The following is a 16848-nucleotide window of genomic DNA, read 5'->3' on the forward strand; positions in this document are numbered from 1 at the left end:
AAGTGGCACAAAGAACGCACGTAGGGCGAGGGCGGATGGGTGAAAAAAAGGCACCGTAATGCCCTAAACTGGCGGTGCCGCGGAGCGGTTATTTTTGCTGTGTGGCCTGGCTAGATTTTTCGCTTGAATGGCCCACTTTAGACAACACGTTGAAAACCTCACCCAGGCCATAGATCAGGCCAAGGATAATGGCCATCACAACCGGCACCATTACCACGGCGAATAACAGACTTTTTAATAGTTCCAGCATCGTAGCCTCGCTTAACTGCTGATTTAAACAACCGTCTCTGGTTTCTACACTAAAATACAGGTAAAACGTGGTCATTTTAAGGCCCAGGTGAAATTTATCATCTGCCAAACGTGCTCATTTGGTTGTTAACGCCAAATCAGCGACAATAACGCTTTTGAGTCAACAGGATGTGTTATGCAGGCCGAAATCCTCCTCACCATTAAACTTCAGCAAAAGCTCTTTGCCGATCCACGGCGTATCGCGCTGCTCAAACAGGTGCTGAACTCCGGCTCCATCAGCCAGGGCGCCAAACTGGCAGGCATCAGCTATAAAAGCGCCTGGGATGCGATTAATGAAATGAACCAACTGGCGGATCACCCGGTGGTGGAAAGCGTAACCGGCGGCAAAGGCGGCGGCGGCGCGCAGGTCACCCACTACGGCCAGCGGTTAATCCAGCTCTACGATCTGCTGGCGCAGATCCAGCAAAAAGCGTTCGACGTGCTGCGCCAGGATGAGCTGCCGCTGGATAGTCTGTTGGCGGCCATCTCCCGTTTTTCCCTGCAAACCAGCGCCCGTAACCAGTTCTTCGGCACGGTTATCGAACGCGATCACCACCAGGTTCAGCAGCACGTCAACCTGCTGTTGGCCGATGGCAAAACCCACCTGGCCGTCGCGCTCACGGAGCAAAGCGCCAACCGCCTGCAATTGGCCCCCGGCAAAGAAGTGCTGGCGTTGATCAAGGCGCCCTGGGTGAAACTGACGACCGATCCGGCATTAGCCCACGCGGCGGATAATCATCTGCCGGGCTGCGTAAGCCATATCCAGCCCGGCCCCGATCACAGTGAAGTGCTGGTGCAACTGGCCGGCGGCGAAACGCTGTGCGCGACGCTCACCAATCAGGAACTGCAGCAGTTGCAGCTAAGCACGGGCATGGCGGTGACCGCGTTGTTCAATGCCGATCGCGTGATTATCGCCACGCTGTGCTAGCCCAGGCGGCGTAAAAAGCCGCCCGTGCCGATTGACATCGCCGGCCGAAGCGCCTATTCCTAAGAATAAAATTGCATAAAAAGGAATAGTTGATGTCGTCGTTGCAGATTTCGCAAGGTTCGTTCCGCATTAGTGATACCCGTACGCTGGCGCTGGATGCGCTGACCATTGATTCAGGTGACAGTTGGGCGTTTGTCGGCGCCAACGGCAGTGGGAAGTCTGCTCTGGCGCGCGCCCTGGCCGGCGAACTGGTGCTGCTGCACGGCGAGCAGCACAGCACCTTTCATCGCGTGGTGCGCATTTCATTCGAACAACTGCAAAAGCTGGTCAGCGAAGAATGGCAGCGCAACAACACCGATATGCTCAGCCCCGGCGAAGACGACACGGGCCGAACCTGCAGCGAAATCATCCAGGAAGAGGTGCAAGATGCGGCCCGTTGCGCGCAGTTGGCCGCACAGTTTGGCATCAGCGCCCTGCTCTCCCGCCGCTTCAAATACCTTTCCACCGGTGAAACCCGTAAAACGCTGCTGTGCCGTGCATTGATGCCACAGCCGGACTTGCTGATCCTGGATGAACCCTTTGACGGCCTGGACGTCAATTCACGGGCGCAGTTGGCGGCGTTGTTGGCCACGCTGTCGCAGCAGGGCTATACGCTGGTGTTGGTGCTGAACCGCTTTGATGATATCCCGGATTTCGTTCAGCAGGTCGGCGTGCTGGCGGACTGCACCCTGACCAACACCGGCCCACGCGCCGAGGTTATGGCCGAAGCGCTGGTGGCGCAGTTGGCGCACAGTGAACACCTTGACGGCCTGGCGCTGCCGGAAACCGAAACACCAGCGCAGGAAACCAAACCGCCGCAGGATCAACCGCTGATTGTGCTGCGCGACGGCGTGGTCAGCTACAATGAACGGCCGATCCTCAACCACCTGGATTGGCAGGTGAACCACGGTGAACACTGGCAAATTATCGGGCCGAACGGCGCAGGGAAATCCACCCTGCTCAGCCTGATCACCGGCGATCACCCGCAGGGTTACAGCAACGATCTGTCGCTGTTCGGCCGCCGGCGCGGCAGCGGTGAAACCATCTGGGATATCAAACGCCACATCGGCTACGTCAGCAGCAGCCTGCATCTGGACTACCGCGTCAGCGCCAGCGTACGCAACGTCATTACCTCTGGTTTCTTTGATTCGATCGGTATCTATCAGGCGGTGTCCGATCGCCATCGCCAGTTGGCGGGCCAATGGCTGGCGCTGCTGGGGTTCAGCCAGACCCAGGGGGATGCCCCCTTCCACAGCCTTTCCTGGGGGCAACAGCGCCTGGTTCTGATCGCCCGCGCCCTGGTCAAACACCCGGCGCTGCTGATCCTCGACGAGCCGTTGCAGGGGCTTGATCCGCTCAATCGTCAGTTGGTGCGCCGCTTTGTCGATGTGCTGATAAGCCAGGGCAGCACCCAACTGCTGTTTGTCTCGCACCATGCGGAAGATGCCCCGCAGTGCATTACCCACCGCCTGGCCTTCATCCCCGATGGCGAGCACTACCGCTACCAACACCAGCAACTGGCTTAGCGGCTCAGGCTGCGTGGCCATGCCGCGCAGCCGATGACATATCCGGCAACACTTCGCTACAGCACATCCCGCGCGGCCTTTTATCATGAAAAGATGAATTACCGTTTTTGGAGAAGCCATGTCCGCTGCGCTAATCGTTGTCGATCTTATTGAAGATTTTGCCGGCGCCAAAGGCCGTGCCAATCACTGCTACCCGCAGGCCGTGGCGCGGGATCTGATAGCCCACATCAATGTGGCCACCGCCTATGCCCGCGTGCGCAAGATCCCGGTGATATGGGTGCGCACCGGCTTTGCCGACGACTACCACGATATGCCGCCGCACTCGCCGCTGTTTAACCACCTCAAGCAAACCGGGGCGCTACGCCTGAGCAACGGCGGCTGCCATTGGCTGCACGGGCTGGATCAGCAGCCGGAGGATCTGCTGTTTGATAAAAAGGCTGTCAGCGCCTTCGCCGGCAACAATCTCTTGGCCTGGCTGCGCGGCCAGCGCTGCCACCACCTGCTGATAGCCGGCGTCAGCACTCCGTTGGCGATCGAAAGCAGCGTGCGCCAGGCGCATGACGCCGGTTTCAAAGTGTCTGTGTTACAGGATTTATGTGCGGCGCCCACCCAGGAACTGCACCAGCAAAGCCTGGATACGTTGCAAAACTTCGCGGATATCAGCCAGTCGCAACGTTGGATGAAAGGATAAACGCCCGGGCCGGCGGCCAGGGCGTTAAGCAGAGAACCACCAGAAGCCTTATTGGCCGTCGGTTTTGTATTTCAACAGCAGCGAGATAACAAACGCCCCGGCAAAAGCGATCACCATACCGATGGTGTAATTAAGCAACGATCCGGCCTGGGCGATAGCCATGCCCGGCAGGCCGGTCAGCCCTACCGCCGTCATATTGACGTGCATCGCCACCACCCAGGCACCGCCGAGCGCCCCGCCGATCAACGCGGCAATAAACGGTTTCATAAAGCGCAGGTTGATGCCGAAAATCGCCGCTTCGGTAATGCCCAGCAGGCAAGAGAACGAAGACGGGATCACAATCGCTTTGATTTTGGCGTCACGGGTTTTGAAATACACCGCCAAACAGGCGCCCCCCTGCGCGACGTTCGCCATCGCCCAAATCGGCAACAGGAAATTCACGCCAATATTGGGATTGCCCAACAGCCCAGCTTCAATGGCGTGGAAGCTGTGGTGGATGCCGGTGATCACAATAACGGAATACAGACCGCCGAACAGCAGGCCCGCCAGCCAACCGGCATGAGCGATCAGGGTGCTAAGCACCAACGAGATGCCGTCGCCCAGGGCGCGGCCTGCCGGGCCGATAAACAGCATGGCGATAAAGCCGGAGATAATTACCGTCAGAAACGGCGTCAGGATCAGATCCAGTGCGTCAGGGATGATCTTGCGCAGGCGTTTTTCCAGCTGGCTCATAAACCACACCGCCAGCAAGACCGGGAAAACCGTGCCCTGATAGCCGATCATCGCCACATCCAGGCCAAAGAAATTCATCGTCTGGAAGCCGCCGGCAACGCCCCAGGCGTTGGTCAACGCCGGGTGAGTCAGGATGCCGCCCAGCGTGGCGCCCAGGTAAGGATTGCCGCCAAACTCACGCGCCGCCGTAAAGCCAATCAGGATCGGCAGAATGATAAACGCCGCCGAGCTGAACATGTCCAGCATCACAAACAGTGCGCTGTTGGCATCGGCCCAGCCGTAGGTTTTCACCATACCAAGCAGCCCCATCAACAGGCCGGAGGCCACGATGGCGGGGATGATCGGTACGAAGATGTTCGACAGTAAACGTGCCAGGCGCTGCAGCGGGTTCAGCTTTTTGGCGGCGATGTTGGCGGCTTCAGATTTGCTGGATTCGCTAATACCGGCGGCCTGAATAAAGGCTGCATGCACTTTATTGACCAGCCCGGTGCCAAAAATAATCTGCATCTGGCCGGCATTATGGAAACAGCCTTTTACCCCATCAAGCTTTTCAATAGCGGCTTTATCCGCCAGGCTGTCGTCGCTGAGCACCAGGCGCAACCGGGTGGCGCAGTGTGCGGCGCTGGCGATATTTTCTTTCCCGCCCAAGAGGGGAAGCAACGCGTTTGCTGTAGCGTTAATGTCCATGGTATTCCTCTGTATGATGAATCAGGCAACCGCTATCCCCTTCATGTTTCAGTTGCAGCGCATCGCCTGCGTTCAATCATCCCTCCCTGGGCACTCCACAACCGCCCCGCCCTGACCCGCAGCGTGGTTTGTTCGGCTGCCGCTTTCCTGCAGCTTGATACTGATGGGGATCGTGGCACCGGCTGCCCAGGCCGGGCGCCGGTGGCCGTATGCGTAAAGTTAGAACCAGGTTTCCATCTGGACGCCAAAGTTCCATTCACCGCCAGCGGTAAAGCCTTTGGCGCCGAATGCATCATCCGTGGCGTAGTTATCCAGCCGCTTATCCCAATCCATCCAGGAGGCGAAGACGCGCAGTTCCGGGCGGCTGAAGAAATCGGCGATGTCGCCCACCTTAAACGTTGGCGCAAACGTCAATTTATAGAACCCGCCGCTCACGTGGTTACGGCTCAGGTAACCTTGCGGATCAAGATCCATATATTGGTAGCTGCCCTCGTAAGCCAGCGCAAAGTTCTGGTTAATTTCCTGGATGAAGCGGGCGTTGAAGGTGACCCAGTCATAGCTGTCGCCTTTGATGTAGCGGTCCTTACTGGTCTGCGCCAAAACAGAAGGTGCGAAACTCCAGGTTTTATTCAGCGAAGTGGTGCCATAGGTGGCCAGGCGCCAGGTGCTGGCATCATCGGTCAGGTTGCCGTCGGAACCGATAGACTTCACCTCGGCCCCCAGACCGTGGCCATACAGCAGTGCGGTTGTCGAGGTGCCGTTGCGTAGCCCGTAGAAACTGTCGCCGTGCCAGGCCAGCATCGCATGGTAACCGGTATCGCCCGCGTTGTTGTTGGTCACGGTATAAGCGCTGTTATGGCCGGTATTTGCCCGCGCATCATTGTCTTTGGCGCGCAAGCCGCTGAGCATGAACTGGAACGGGCCAACGTAGTTATTGGCCGTCAGAATGTAGTTCTGGATGCTGTCATCCAGCCCTTCGATATCGCCCAGACTGCGGCCATATAGCGAGAAGTTACTCTTGAAGTTATCCGCCCATTTCACGTCGTAGATACCGCCGCCGGTACCGGCGAGGAAGATCACATCGGAGTCGATCCAGTGGATATCGAAATTATCGCGATCAAAACGCTTACCCGCCCAGATTGTGCTGTCTTTCAATGCGCCGGTGAAGCTTGGCAGCGAACCCAACTCGACAAACGCTTCACGCACGTTGAGATCGCTGGTGGACGCCGTCCAGTCGTTATAGCTGCGCTGGCCGTCGGCCATCATCACTTTGAAACGGGTGGTCGCCCCGTTATCCAACTTCTGTTTGTGCTCCAACTTCATTTCAACATACGTATCATCTTCATTGCCCAGACGGCCGACGTGGCCGCCGGTGCTGCCTGCCGGCGTCATCCCTGGCCCAATATCAACCAGGGAGCTGCGCGGCGAGCCGTTGGTCGACAAGCCGGAACGGGCATAGCCGTGAAATTCAAAGCCATTGGCGACTTTATTCTGGCTGGCCAGATCAGCCGTTTTTTGCGCGACCTGCGCGGTTTTTTGCTCGGCCTGCGTTGTGCGCGTCGCCAGCTGTTGCGTCTGTTTTTCTGCCGCATCGGCGCGGGCTTCCGCCTGCGCCGCGCGCTGTTCCGCCAGTTGCAGGCGTTTTTCGAGCGCATTTAGCCGTGCTTCAAGGCTATCGGTGGTCGATGCCGCCATCGCGGAACCAGAAAGTATCAGACCCATCGTTACAGCAAGATAACTGCGTTTTATCATCATCTTAGTGTTCCCATCAGAGGTATATCTTGTTTTTTGCTAAAATAGCTAAATCGGTTTTACAGGGAGATTAATGAGGACATAACGCGTTAACAAGATATTTTGCTAACCCGATTCAGTATCTGTGATCCTGTTGGCAAAACCATGGGGCATAACGCGTTTTCCGCGGGAAAAGCAACCGATGAGCAGCGTTGTTTTTCGGCTAACAAACGGGCGGCAGGCAATTTTTTACAGGCAAATCCTAATGCGGCGGGCTGCGAACCACGTGAAGATACGATTATTATTTCATTCACGGCCAGGGGCTGGCACGAGTTGCTATTCCATCAGGGCGATTACTGCGGTATCAATCTGTGGTCAGGTTGCCTTGTGTTACTATCCGTTCAGCCATCTATTGGGCAACGCGGCCTGCGCGTACCAGCCCTGGATAACAATCGCAAAGGAATAACGACGATGTGGGGAGTTCTTTCGGCTTCATTATTTTTCTTGCCCTTCAATCAGCTTGTCGCCTGGCTGATTCTTCTCGCCTCCGTGGGAATGGGGATTTATCACCATATCATTACCCCCACGGGCTTAGGCATTTTGGCGGGGTTTGCGGTGCTGATTGGGCTTAAGTTGCGCTATCGGCAGCCATCCGCATTGTCCATTGCGCTGGAAGCCATACTGGTGATCGGCGCCATCGCCCTGTTTTGCCATCTGCTCCCCGGTTTTAATAACCCAGTGATGATTGATGGCCAGCCCGGGCCGCTGAGTGCATCATTCAAACTGTATTACAACTTCGATAAGGCGCTGCTCCCCTTCCTGCTGTTTGCCTGCTTGCCCACGCTGTTTAATGCCGCCCAGGCAGACAAAAACGCTACCCCGGTCGCCTGGCTGCTGCTGATCCTGTCCATCCCGGTGCTGCTGCTGCTGGCCGTGGGCCTGGGTGGGTTGAAAATCGAACTGCATGCGCCAGAATGGATACTGGCGTTCCTGATGGCCAACCTGTTTTTCGTCGCCATGGCGGAAGAAGCGCTGTTCCGCGGCTACCTGCAACAGCGCCTGCGCCAATGGCTGGGCGCCTATCCGGCGTTGATTATCACCGCGCTGGCGTTTGGCGCCGCCCATCTGGCCGGCGGTATGCTGCTGGTGGGCTTCGCGACCCTGGCCGGGCTGATCTATGGGCTGGCCTGGATGTGGAGTGGGCGCCTGTGGGTACCGATCCTGTTCCACTTTGGCCTGAACGTCATACATCTGCTGTTTTTCACCTATCCACACTACCTGCACGCCTGACCGGCCGCCGGCAGGGCTCCCTGCCGGCGCGCATAATGAAAACGCTACCACCCTCATAGTCATTAAATCGCCAGCTCTGGCGTTAGCACGTTAGTTTACGTTTGAAATCGCTGTGTAAACGATTCCATTTTTCGCGCTGGATCACCTTTTTTCACGCGCCATGGTGCTATCTTTTTGCCCAACATAAGCCGCCATTCGTTCAGCACGGGGGCTAACCACACGCTGAAAACGATTGCAGAGACGGCCCAAACACAGGCACCTGAAAGGAAGAATCATGACGGAGTTTAATCCTATCGATCACCCGCATCGCCGTTTTAATCCGCTCACCGGCCAGTGGGTATTGGTATCGCCGCACCGCGCCAAACGCCCCTGGCAAGGGCAACAAGAAGCCCCGGCACGGCTGACATTGCCCGCACACGATGCCCAGTGCTTTCTTTGCCCCGGCAATACCCGCGTTACTGGTGACAAAAACCCAGATTATTCGGGCACCTACGTGTTCACCAATGACTTTGCCGCCCTGATGAGCGACACCCCGCCGGCGCCGGAAAACAGCGATCCGTTGATGCGTTGCCAAAGCGCACGCGGCACCAGCCGGGTCATCTGCTTTTCCCCCGATCACAGTAAAACGCTGCCGCAGCTTTCCCTGCCGGCGCTGGAACAGGTGATTGCCGCCTGGCAACAGCAGACCGCCGAGCTGGGCCAACGTTACCCTTGGGTGCAGGTGTTTGAGAACAAAGGCGCAGCGATGGGCTGCTCTAACCCGCACCCGCACGGCCAGGTATGGGCCAACAGCTTTTTGCCGAACGAAGCTGAACGTGAAGACCACCTGCAACGCGAGTATCTCACCCAGCACGGCAGCGTGATGCTGATGGACTATGTGCAACGCGAGCAGGCCGATGGCCGCCGCACCGTGGTGGAAACCGAGCACTGGCTGGCCGTGGTGCCCTACTGGGCCGCCTGGCCGTTTGAAACCCTTCTGCTGCCCAAGGCGCCAGTGCAACGCCTGCCCGATTTAAGCCACGGCCAATGCCAGGATTTGGCGCTGGCGCTGAAAAAGCTGACCAGCCGTTACGACAATCTGTTCCAGTGCTCTTTCCCCTATTCCATGGGCTGGCATGGCGCGCCATTCAACGGCGCCGATAACCGGCACTGGCAACTGCACGCCCACTTTTATCCGCCGTTGTTGCGCTCCGCCACGGTACGCAAATTTATGGTGGGCTACGAAATGCTGGCGGAAACCCAACGCGATCTCACCGCGGAGCAAGCGGCAGAGCGGCTGCGCGCCGTTAGCGATACCCATTACCTTGAAGCCGGAGAGTGACACCATGAGTTTGAAAAACCATACCCAAAACGCCTTTGTACAACACTTCGGCTATCCACCGGCTCTGACCGTTCAGGCTCCGGGGCGGGTGAACCTGATTGGCGAACATACCGATTACAACGACGGCTTTGTGCTGCCCTGCGCCATTGATTACCAAACGGTTATCAGCTCAGCAAAACGTGACGATGGTCAAATTCGTGCGCTGGCGGCGGACTATGATAATCAGCAGGATCTGTTTTCCCTCGCCAGCCCGATAACACCGCACCCCGATTGGCAATGGGCGAACTACGTGCGCGGCGTGGTAAAACACCTGCTAAACCGTTGCAGCGATTTCGGCGGCGCGGATCTGGTGATCAGCGGTAATGTGCCCCAGGGTGCCGGCCTGAGTTCCTCGGCTTCACTGGAGGTTGCCGTTGGCCAAGCCTTGCAGGCGCTGTATGGCCTGCCGCTTGACGGCGTGACGCTGGCGCTGAATGGGCAGGAAGCAGAAAACCAGTTCGTTGGCTGTAACTGCGGCATTATGGATCAGCTTATTTCGGCATTGGGCAAACAGGATCACGCGCTGTTGATCGACTGCCGCTCTCTGGCCACCCAAGCCGTATCCATGCCGGAAAACGTGGCCGTGGTGATCATCAACTCCAACGTTAAACGCGGCCTGGTGGACAGCGAATACAACACCCGCCGCAAACAGTGCGAAGAAGCCGCGCGGTTTTTTGGCGTTAAAGCGCTGCGCGATGTTGATGAGGAGCAGTTCGCAGGCAGCCATGCGGGGTTGGATCCGATCGTTGCCAAGCGGGCGCGCCATGTGATCACTGAAAACGCGCGCACGCTGGCCGCCGCAAATGCGCTGGCGGCGGGCGATCTGCAGCAGATGGGGCTGTTGATGGCGCAATCACACGCTTCAATGCGTGACGACTTTGAGATTACCGTACCGCCTATCAACGCATTAGTGGAGATCGTTAAATCGGTGATAGGCGAACGCGGTGGGGTGCGTATGACCGGCGGCGGCTTTGGCGGTTGCGTCGTGGCGCTGATGCCCCAGGAACTGGTCGCATCGGTACGCGAAGCCGTAGCGCGCGAATACCCACTGCGGACCAACGGCCTTACTGAAACCTTTTACGTGTGCCAAGCATCACAAGGAGCGAGCCAATGTTAACCCCCGCGGACGCACCCGCCCCCGATGGGCAGCCGTTCAATCTGGTTACTCTGCACAATGCCAACGGTATGACGGTCACGCTGATGGATTGGGGCGCAACCTGGCTGTCCGCCGTTTTACCGCTAAAAAGCGGCGAGCGGCGTGAGCTGCTGCTAGGGTGCCCTTCCCCCGCCGATTACCCGCATCAGGGAGCTTATCTGGGGGCCACCATCGGCCGCTACGCCAACCGCATCGCCCTGGCCCAGTTGCAAATCGACGGCAAGCCGCACCCGCTGGCCGCCAATCAGGGCCAGCATCAACTGCATGGCGGGCAGGCTGGGTTCCATGCCCGCCGCTGGCAGGCCAGCCAACAAGATGCACAGCAGGTCACTTATCGCCTGCATTCTAAAAATGGCGATCAGGGCTTCCCCGGCAACCTCGATGCGCAGGTGACTTACCGCCTGACGGCCGATAACCGTGTAGAGATCGTCTTTTGGGCGCAAAGCGATCGTCCCTGCCCGGTCAACCTGACCAATCATGCCTATTTTAATCTGGACGGCGCCGGCACGGACGCACGCAAACAGCGGTTGCAGCTGTTTGCAGACCGTTATCTGCCGGTCGACAGTGACGGCATCCCCCGTGCCGCGCTGACGGCGGTAGATGGAACCGGCATGGATTTCCGCCAGCCGAAAACCCTGCTGCGGGATTTTTTACACGATCGCGATCAACAGCGGGTAAAAGGCTACGATCATGCCTACTTGCTGCGCCAGCCCGGCGCATTGGCCGATCCCTGCGCCCATCTGTGGGCGGCAGACAATAAAGTGCAAATGAGTATGTTCACCAGCGCCCCCGCGGTGCAGTTATACAGCGGCAACTTCCTGGCCGGCACGCCAGCGCGCGACGGCGGCAGCTACACCAACTATGCCGGCATTGCGCTGGAAAGCGAGTTTTTACCCGATAGCCCTAACCACCCTGAATGGCCGCAGCCTGACTGCTGGCTGCAGCCCGGCCAAACGTACCGCAGCGCAACGCATTACCAATTTTTCGCTTTGTAACCCAGCGAGCGCCGGCAACCGGCCGGGGCTCGGCTGTTATAAATGCTTACGCTTTAGCGCGGGGGCAAGCGCGCCGCGCCTTTTCTTATTCCATTCCCGGCACTAAAATCAGATTACGGTGATAAGCACAACCTGTTGTGCCGCTTCACAATCTTCGGCCGTTCCTGGCCGGCCAATAGCAAAAGGAATTTTTAATGCGTCTGATTACCGCACTCCCATTACTGGCTGGTTTAATGCTGAGCAGCAACCTGATGGCCGCTGAACACCCAGCAAAAACCCCTTCCCCGGCGCAGGCTGCCCAGCAGCAACGCATGACGGATTGCAACCAGCAAGCCTCTGGCAAAGCGCTAAAGGGTGCCGATCGTTCCACCTTCATGAGCACCTGCCTGAAATCTGAAGGCCATCAAACTGCTGAAAAACACCTCACGCCACAGCAGCAGAAAATGAAAAGCTGCAATGCCGAAGCGGCCAAAAAAGACCTGAAGGGCGAAGCGCGTAAAACCTTTATGGGCCACTGCCTGAAAAAAGCGGCGTAATCCCACCAACCTTCCACGGCGCGGTTGAATAAATTTCATTCGCGTCGTGCCTTATCTGCCCGCCAGCCTGATCGATTCAGCTTTTTCCTTAACCAATCCCTTACTTTGTGCCAAGAAATTGGCTATGGTTAAACACTATCGATTGCCGAGCCACCGGGCACGGCAATATAATGATATTCGTTATCATTGAATCGTCAGATTATTAAGGAGTTAAGCTATGGCTGTAACTAAGCTAGTTCTGGTGCGTCACGGCGAAAGCCAGTGGAACAACGAAAACCGCTTTACCGGTTGGTATGATGTTGACCTGTCCGACAAAGGGCGCTCCGAAGCGAAAGCAGCAGGTAAGCTGCTGAAAGACGAAGGTTTCTCCTTCGATTTCGCTTATACCTCCGTACTGAAACGTGCGATTCATACTCTGTGGAGCGTGCTGGACGAACTGGATCAGGTCTGGCTGCCAACGGAGAAATCCTGGAAGCTGAACGAACGCCACTACGGTGCGCTGCAGGGCCTGAACAAAGCGGAAACCGCTGAAAAATACGGCGACGACCAGGTGAAACAATGGCGCCGCGGCTTCGCCGTTACCCCACCGGCACTGACCAAAGACGACGAACGCTATCCTGGCCACGATCCACGTTACGCAAAACTGACCGAAAAAGAGCTGCCGCTGACCGAAAGCCTGGCGCTGACCATCGAACGTGTAATCCCTTACTGGAATGAAAGCATTCTGCCACGCATCAAAAGCGGTGAGCGCGTGATCATTGCCGCTCACGGCAACTCCCTGCGTGCGCTGGTGAAATACCTGGATAACATGAGCGAAGAAGCCATCCTTGAACTGAACATCCCAACCGGCGTGCCGTTGGTGTATGAGTTCGACGAAAACTTCAAACCGATCAAACACTACTATCTGGGCAACGCCGACGAGATCGCAGCGAAAGCCGCTGCCGTGGCGAACCAGGGTAAAGCGAAGTAATCATTGCGCGCCGGCATAACCAAGCCGGCTAATAGCAAAAATGCCAGTCAGGCTAACTGACTGGCATTTTTTTATCCGCGTTTACGGCAGGTTGCTGACACCTGCCCGGCATATCAATATCAGCTACGGCGAGCACGCACCGCCGCGGCCAAATCGCGTAGCACGGTTTCGGTGTCTTCCCAGCCGATGCAGGCATCCGTCACGCTTTGCCCGTATACCAACGGCTCGCCGCTTTCCAGCGCCTGATTGCCTTCAACCAGGTGGCTTTCGATCATAACGCCGATGATGCCCTTCTCACCGCCACGCAGTTGCTGGCAAACGTCTGCGCTCACATCCAGCTGCTTCTTGAACTGTTTGCTGCTGTTGGCGTGGCTGAAATCGATCATTACCTGCGCCGGCAAACCCACCTTGCTCAGCACCTCTTTCACTTGCTGCACATGCGCCGCGCTGTAGTTTGGCTCTTTACCACCGCGCAGGATGATATGGCAGTCGCCATTACCGCTGGTGTTAACGATCGCCGAATGGCCCCATTTGGTTACCGACAGGAAGCAGTGCGGCGCGCCCGCAGCGTTAATCGCATCAATAGCGACCTTGATGGTGCCATCGGTGCCATTTTTAAAACCAACCGGGCATGACAGGCCGGAAGCCAGCTCGCGGTGTACCTGCGATTCCGTAGTACGGGCGCCGATAGCCCCCCAGCTCATCAGATCCGCCAGATATTGCGGGGTGATCATGTCGAGGAACTCCCCGGCAGCCGGCAGCCCGGTGTCGTTGATATCCAGCAGCAACTTACGAGCCAGGCGCAGGCCATCATTAATCTGGAAGCTGTGATCCATCAACGGATCGTTGATCAAACCTTTCCAGCCCACAGTAGTGCGCGGTTTTTCAAAGTAAACACGCATCACAACTTCCAGATCATCCTGCAATTCATGGCGCAAGTTCAGCAAACGCGCCGCATATTCTTTGGCCGCTTTCGGATCGTGAATAGAGCATGGGCCGATCACTACCAGCAGACGATCGTCATTGCCGCGAAGGATCTTGTGAATCGCGTTGCGCGCCTGGGACACCGTCTCCGCAGCCTTTTCCGTGGCCGGGAACTTCTCTAACAAAGCCACTGGCGGCAGGAGTTCCTTAATATCTTTAATACGTAAATCGTCGTTTTGGTAACTCATAACTTTTCCATTCGGTATCGATAATGTTTCTTAAGGCATAGATCAGATGGCATCAATCTAGCCTGCACGACAGGCGCTGTAAATCACCTTTGGCACGCGAAATCGCTGCGATCAATTTATTGGCGAATAATTCTTATATATCAGAACAACGTACCAATACGGCAAACTTGCCGAAAAAAGTAAAAGCACCGGCTGCATCAGCGGTGCTTTTGACAGGGCCAGCCGGCAAATAATGGCGCAATGGCCGCAGCCACCACGCCCTTGCCTGTGCGGCCGCGAATTATTGCACTGACGACAACGGCCGTGAACGGTTGTGGGCGGCGCTTTTGATCCACAGCCAGCAACCGTTAAGCGCGATCAGCGTCAGGATAGCGTATTCCAGCGCCATGGCGTAAACGCCTTGATAGGCGAAGATCGCCACGCTGATCACGTCAATCACCACCCACAGCAGCCAGTTCTCAACGTATTTGCGGGTCATCAGGATCATCGCCACAATCGACAGCACCATCATGGTGGAATCCCAGAATGGGAAAGCATCCGGCTGGAGCGCCGGCATGCTGATCGACATGCCCAGGCCTTGCATCACCGTGACCGCAAGCCGCGTCAGCCAGGCAAAGACGGCATCGATATTAAAGGTCATCAGCACAATGCCGATGGCGCACACCGCCGCCCAGGCCAGGGCCTTGGGCAACGGCAGCCAGCGGATCTGCAATTCAGCCTGCCGATCCGCCGTCTTGCGGCTCCAGGCGTACCAACCGTAAATATTGGCGGCAAAGAAAAATAGCTGCAGCAACAGGCTGGCATACAGTTGGATCTGGAAAAATATTACGGCGAACAGCGTGACGTTGATCAGGCCAAGCGGATAGTTGATGATTTTCTCTTTGCTGGCATACCAGATGCACAACAGGCCAAACAGCGTGCCGATGGCTTCTATCCAGGAGAGATCATACCCTCCTGCGCCCAAGGGAATATGCACCAAGATATTGCTGGTACTGAAAAAACTCATCTTCTCGTCCTTATCTCATGATTAAAAGTTAGGCGTTCCCTTTGACCTGCATATTCAAACGGGCAGCAAATTCCAACATGCGGTTCAGCGGCAGCAGCGCTTGCGCGCGCAGTTGCGCATCCACCTGGATTTCATGCTGCCGCCCGCCGAGCGCCAACCCTTCGGCAATCGCTTTCAGGCCATTCATCGCCATCCACGGGCAATGCGCACAGCTGCGGCAGGTGGCGCCTTCACCGGCGGTCGGCGCTTCGAACAACGCTTTATCCGGGCATGCCTGCTGCATCTTATAAAAGATGCCGCGATCGGTCGCGACAATCAGCTGGCGTTGCGGCAAGGTTTTGGCCGCCTGGATCAGTTGGCTGGTAGAGCCCACCGCATCGGCCAGATCGACCACCGCCTGCGGCGACTCCGGATGCACCAGTATTGCCGCCGCGGGATATAAGGCTTTCATGCGCATCAGCGCCTGAGTTTTAAACTCGTCATGAACGATACAGGCGCCCTGCCAGCACAGTATGTCCGCGCCCGTCTGTTTTTGCACATAGTTGCCTAAATGGCGATCCGGCGCCCAGATAATTTTCTCGCCCAGGCTATCCAGATGCTCAATCAGTTCGACGGCAATGCTGGAGGTCACCACCCAATCGGCACGCGCCTTAACGGCAGCCGAAGTATTGGCATACACCACGACGGTCCGGTCCGGGTGGCTATCGCAAAAGGCGGCGAATTCCGCCGCAGGGCAGCCCAGATCCAATGAACATTCCGCCTGCAGCGTGGGCATTAGCACCTGCTTCTTAGGGCTAAGGATTTTGGCGGTTTCCCCCATAAAGCGCACGCCGGCCACGAGCAGCGTGGAGGCCGGGTGCTGGCAGCCAAAGCGCGCCATCTCCAGGGAATCCGCCACACAGCCACCGGTTTCTTCCGCCAGCGCCTGAATTTCCGGATCGGTATAGTAATGCGCAACCATCACCGCATCGCGTTGTTTGAGCAGGGTTTTGATTTTCTGGCGATAGAACGCGTTTTCCGCGGCATCCAACGGCACAGGCTTTGGCGGGAACGGATATACCGCCGCGTTGGCATCAAACATTTCACTCATCGCTGTCATCTCTGCGCTGGCCGGCAAGGCTTACGATGATTTCTGCTCCGCAAACCGCCGGTGTTTTACATACTAAACAAAATACCTAACAAAAAGTGAAATGTCGCTGTTATTTTCTAAAAGTGTGGATTTTTGTTTAATTTATTGAAAACACATGCGCACTGAAGCACGCCAGGAGTATGGGTATGAACAGTGGAAGTGTGTAACTACGCAACACGTGAATGAACGCGGAGTAAATCAGGAAGGTAAACATGCCAATGGCGCGGCTTGAATGGATCTTGCCCAACGGCTCTTCAGGGGTGTTAAGTCTTTTTGCCAATTCATTGGCCAGCATCTACAGCTGTTGGCCGTCCATGGGAATCACTACTTGCAGAATGAATCATATTCAATGAAAAACAGACTATTCGGCACAGCCTCTCCTCTGTCGTATTACACCCACTTCACGCATGACCACGTTTTTAATAAAATCACCTTTTTATTATTGCCACCAATTCATTACGGCTGGCAATATCACGAAGAATACGCGAATCAATATCACAAAAAACATTATTAATAATTAGCAAATCATTAACCAAAGATTTAATTCAAGCAGCTGTTAAATAAAGAGTTATTATTATTTGTGCAATCTAAATCACAGTTTAACACTGTCAT

15 protein-coding genes are annotated in these 16848 nt (G+C 56.5%); 9 read left to right on the forward strand and 6 right to left on the reverse strand.

Annotated elements, in window-relative coordinates; translation table 11 throughout:
- Positions 1 to 88 precede the first annotated feature (88 nt).
- Positions 89 to 250, reverse strand: coding sequence for an AcrZ family multidrug efflux pump-associated protein (locus tag ACN28Q_RS05355; protein ID WP_095848924.1), 162 nt, complete (start codon positions 248 to 250; stop codon positions 89 to 91).
- 174 nt (positions 251 to 424) lie between these two features.
- Between ACN28Q_RS05355 and modE the strand changes: the two genes are divergently transcribed.
- From modE to ACN28Q_RS05370, 3 genes are all read left to right on the forward strand, one after another.
- Entirely contained in the window at positions 425 to 1216 is a 792-nt protein-coding gene (gene modE / locus ACN28Q_RS05360; protein WP_095845400.1) for a molybdenum-dependent transcriptional regulator, read from the forward strand.
- A gap of 92 nt (positions 1217 to 1308) precedes the next feature.
- Positions 1309 to 2781 (forward strand): molybdate ABC transporter ATP-binding protein ModF, encoded by a 1473-nt coding sequence (gene modF / locus ACN28Q_RS05365; RefSeq protein WP_095845401.1) that lies wholly within the window; start codon positions 1309 to 1311, stop codon positions 2779 to 2781.
- A 118-nt stretch (positions 2782 to 2899) separates the two neighbouring features.
- A complete protein-coding gene (locus tag ACN28Q_RS05370) occupies positions 2900 to 3472 on the forward strand; it encodes a cysteine hydrolase family protein (RefSeq protein ID WP_095845402.1) in 573 nt (190 codons plus the stop codon).
- Positions 3473 to 3520: 48 nt separating this feature from the next.
- Here the strand turns inward: ACN28Q_RS05370 and ACN28Q_RS05375 are convergent, their stop codons facing one another.
- Together ACN28Q_RS05375 and ACN28Q_RS05380 are read right to left on the reverse strand one after the other, a co-directional pair.
- A complete protein-coding gene (locus ACN28Q_RS05375; protein ID WP_095845403.1) occupies positions 3521 to 4891 on the reverse strand; it encodes a sucrose-specific PTS transporter subunit IIBC in 1371 nt (456 codons plus the stop codon).
- A 219-nt stretch (positions 4892 to 5110) separates the two neighbouring features.
- The gene (locus tag ACN28Q_RS05380; RefSeq protein WP_183096671.1) at positions 5111 to 6643 is read right to left on the reverse strand and encodes a carbohydrate porin; all 1533 of its coding nucleotides are present in this window, start codon (positions 6641 to 6643) and stop codon (positions 5111 to 5113) included.
- Positions 6644 to 7093: 450 nt separating this feature from the next.
- On the opposite strand from ACN28Q_RS05380, the gene ACN28Q_RS05385 reads away from it, so the two are divergent.
- The 6 genes from ACN28Q_RS05385 to gpmA all read left to right on the forward strand — a co-directional run bounded on the left by ACN28Q_RS05385 (position 7094) and on the right by gpmA (position 12929).
- The gene (locus tag ACN28Q_RS05385; RefSeq protein ID WP_095848926.1) at positions 7094 to 7912 is read left to right on the forward strand and encodes a CPBP family intramembrane glutamic endopeptidase; all 819 of its coding nucleotides are present in this window, start codon (positions 7094 to 7096) and stop codon (positions 7910 to 7912) included.
- A 274-nt stretch (positions 7913 to 8186) separates the two neighbouring features.
- Positions 8187 to 9233, forward strand: coding sequence for a galactose-1-phosphate uridylyltransferase (galT, locus tag ACN28Q_RS05390; protein WP_095845404.1), 1047 nt, complete (start codon positions 8187 to 8189; stop codon positions 9231 to 9233).
- A gap of 4 nt (positions 9234 to 9237) precedes the next feature.
- Complete coding sequence (gene galK / locus ACN28Q_RS05395) at positions 9238 to 10389, forward strand: galactokinase (RefSeq protein ID WP_095845405.1); 1152 nt, start codon at positions 9238 to 9240, stop codon at positions 10387 to 10389.
- Positions 10383 to 11423, forward strand: a complete 1041-nt coding sequence (galM, locus tag ACN28Q_RS05400; protein ID WP_095845406.1) for a galactose-1-epimerase — start codon at positions 10383 to 10385, stop codon at positions 11421 to 11423. Before galK ends, galM begins: the two co-directional genes overlap by 7 nt.
- 194 nt (positions 11424 to 11617) lie before the next feature.
- Positions 11618 to 11959 (forward strand): PsiF family protein, encoded by a 342-nt coding sequence (locus ACN28Q_RS05405; RefSeq protein WP_095845407.1) that lies wholly within the window; start codon positions 11618 to 11620, stop codon positions 11957 to 11959.
- Between the two features lie 217 nt (positions 11960 to 12176).
- Positions 12177 to 12929 carry a 2,3-diphosphoglycerate-dependent phosphoglycerate mutase gene (gpmA, locus tag ACN28Q_RS05410; protein ID WP_095845408.1) on the forward strand — a complete coding sequence of 251 codons (753 nt, stop codon included), beginning with the start codon at positions 12177 to 12179 and terminating at the stop codon, positions 12927 to 12929.
- A gap of 119 nt (positions 12930 to 13048) precedes the next feature.
- Here gpmA and aroG read toward each other — a convergent pair whose 3' ends face one another.
- From aroG to nadA, 3 genes are all read right to left on the reverse strand, one after another.
- Positions 13049 to 14101 (reverse strand): 3-deoxy-7-phosphoheptulonate synthase AroG, encoded by a 1053-nt coding sequence (gene aroG / locus ACN28Q_RS05415; protein WP_095845409.1) that lies wholly within the window; start codon positions 14099 to 14101, stop codon positions 13049 to 13051.
- A 280-nt stretch (positions 14102 to 14381) separates the two neighbouring features.
- Positions 14382 to 15107, reverse strand: coding sequence for a nicotinamide riboside transporter PnuC (gene pnuC, locus ACN28Q_RS05420; protein ID WP_095845410.1), 726 nt, complete (start codon positions 15105 to 15107; stop codon positions 14382 to 14384).
- Positions 15108 to 15135: 28 nt separating this feature from the next.
- On the reverse strand, positions 15136 to 16197 hold the full coding sequence (nadA, locus tag ACN28Q_RS05425) for a quinolinate synthase NadA (RefSeq protein WP_095845411.1): 1062 nt from the start codon (positions 16195 to 16197) through the stop codon (positions 15136 to 15138).
- Between the last annotated feature and the right edge of the window lie 651 nt (positions 16198 to 16848).

The organism is Gibbsiella quercinecans, from assembly GCF_002291425.1.
GTDB classification, from domain to species: Bacteria; Pseudomonadota; Gammaproteobacteria; order Enterobacterales; family Enterobacteriaceae; genus Gibbsiella; species Gibbsiella quercinecans.